Below are 2,157 nucleotides of genomic sequence, written 5' to 3'. Positions count from 1 at the left end.
CATCATTATGAGTGATGTGCTCTAACCAGCTGAGCTACGTAGCCATCTTTTTTTCGCGTAACCTTATCGGCGTTGCGGGGCGCATTATGCGTATTGAGCCTTGAAGCGTCAACCCCTTTTTCATTGAAAATAGCTGGAATGTGACTGTTTGGTTAGGTTGCGAACAGCATGACGCAATATTCGGCAATTATTAGTTATTAATTGTTTTTTAGCACAGAAAACAGACATAAAAAAAGAGCCCCGCAGGGCCCTTTTCTAAGGATTAACTTATTTATAAGCGGACTGGTGTACGCCAACCGCGCGACCAGACGGATCGTTCATGGTTTTAAACGCTTCATCCCATTCGATCGCTTTGGCGGAAGAACAGGCAACAGAAGGGCCGCCCGGAACACATTCCGCAGCGCTGGCAACCGGGAACAGTTCTTCGAAAATCTCACGGTACAAATACGCTTCTTTCGACGATGGCGTGTTGTACGGGAAACGGAAGCTGGCGGTTTCCAGTTGTTGGTCGGAAACTTGCTCTGCAGCGACTTCTTTCAGCGTGTCAATCCAGCTGTAACCGACGCCGTCAGAGAACTGCTCTTTCTGCCGCCATGCGACGCTCGCTGGCAGGTAGGATTCAAAACATTCGCGCAGAACATGTTTTTCCATTTTGCCGTTGCCGCACATTTTATCCTGCGGGTTGATGCGCATCGCCACATCAAGGAATTTTTTGTCCAGGAAGGGCACGCGAGCCTCCACGCCCCAGGCTGACATGGCTTTGTTGGCACGCGCACAGTCGAACATGTGCAGCGCCTGCAGTTTACGCACAGTTTCTTCATGCAATTCTTTCGCGTCTGGCGCTTTGTGGAAGTAGAGATAACCGCCAAACACTTCGTCTGACCCTTCGCCCGACAGCACCATTTTAATGCCCATTGCTTTAATCTTGCGCGACATTAAGTACATCGGCGTCGAGGCACGAATGGTTGTAACATCGTAGGTTTCGATGTGATAAATCACGTCGCGGATAGCATCCAGACCTTCCTGCACGGTGAAGTGGATCTCGTGGTGCACGGTACCCAGATGGTTTGCTACTTCTTGTGCGGCTTTCAGATCCGGTGCGCCTTCGAGGCCGACGGCGAAGGAGTGCAACTGCGGCCACCAGGCTTCACTGCGTTCCTGATCTTCAACACGACGCGCGGCGTATTTTTTGGTGATTGCGGAAATGACCGAAGAATCCAGACCGCCGGACAGCAATACACCATAAGGAACATCTGACATCAGGTGGCTTTTCACCGCATCTTCCAGCGCCTGACGCAGCTCGTTTTTATCGGTAACGTTGTCTTTTACCGCATCGTATTCAAACCAGTCGCGCTGGTAGTACTGACGAATTTCACCGTCTTTACTCCACAGATAGCTACCGGCCGGGAATTCTTTAATCGTACGGCAAACAGGAACCAGTGCCTTCATTTCAGACGCAACATAGAAGTTACCGTGTTCGTCGTAGCCCATATACAGTGGGATGATCCCGATGTGATCGCGGCCAATCAGGTAAGCGTCCTGCTCGCTGTCGTACAGCGCGAAGGCAAACATGCCTTGCAGGTCATCCAGGAACTCTGGGCCTTTTTCCTGATACAGCGCGAGGACAACTTCACAGTCGGAACCTGTCTGGAACTGATAGCGATCGCCGTATTCAGCGCGCAGCGCCTGGTGGTTATAAATTTCACCGTTAACCGCCAGGATATGCGTTTTCTTCACGTTGTACAGCGGCTGAGCACCGGCGTTGACGTCGACGATGGACAGACGTTCGTGTGCCAGAATGGCGTTATCACTGGCGTAAATACCCGACCAGTCCGGGCCGCGATGGCGCATCAGACGAGACAATTCCAGGGCTTTTTTACGCAGTTCAACTGCGTCAGTTTTAATATCGAATACGCCAAAAATAGAACACATAACCTTCTCCGTTAACCTGTTGCGTGATGCTTTTTATGTTTGCTTGATAAAGAAAATGCCGCAAAGCGGGAGAGGGCGCAAGCGAATTGCGGGTCAGAAAATAAAAAATGCAATGGTCATTGTGGATTGGTGAAAAAAGATTATGTAATGAACATTGTTATTGATGAATCAGCAATGAAATGGTGATTTTATTGAATGGATAAGATTCTGTAGGCTGGATAAGGC

The 2,157-nt window shown here is 49.8% G+C and carries 1 protein-coding gene; it reads right to left on the bottom strand.

Translation table 11 applies throughout. The annotated features are described in order from the left end of the window. Positions 1-267: 267 nt before the first annotated feature. Positions 268-1,932, bottom strand: a complete 1,665-nt coding sequence (asnB, locus tag FDX03_RS00925) for an asparagine synthase B (RefSeq protein WP_137345354.1) — start codon at positions 1,930-1,932, stop codon at positions 268-270. Positions 1,933-2,157: the final 225 nt, after the last annotated feature.

It is taken from the genome of Citrobacter sp. wls827 (assembly GCF_005280875.1).
Classification (GTDB): Bacteria; Pseudomonadota; Gammaproteobacteria; order Enterobacterales; family Enterobacteriaceae; genus Citrobacter; species Citrobacter youngae.
Note: the sequence above shows the minus strand (reverse complement) of the source record. Positions and strands in the feature narration are given on the sequence as shown.

Coding starts and splice junctions, on each gene's coding strand:
- asnB (WP_137345354.1), bottom strand. CDS start 1,932: ATGTGTTCTATTTTTGGCGTATTCGATATTAAAACTGACGCAGTTGAA.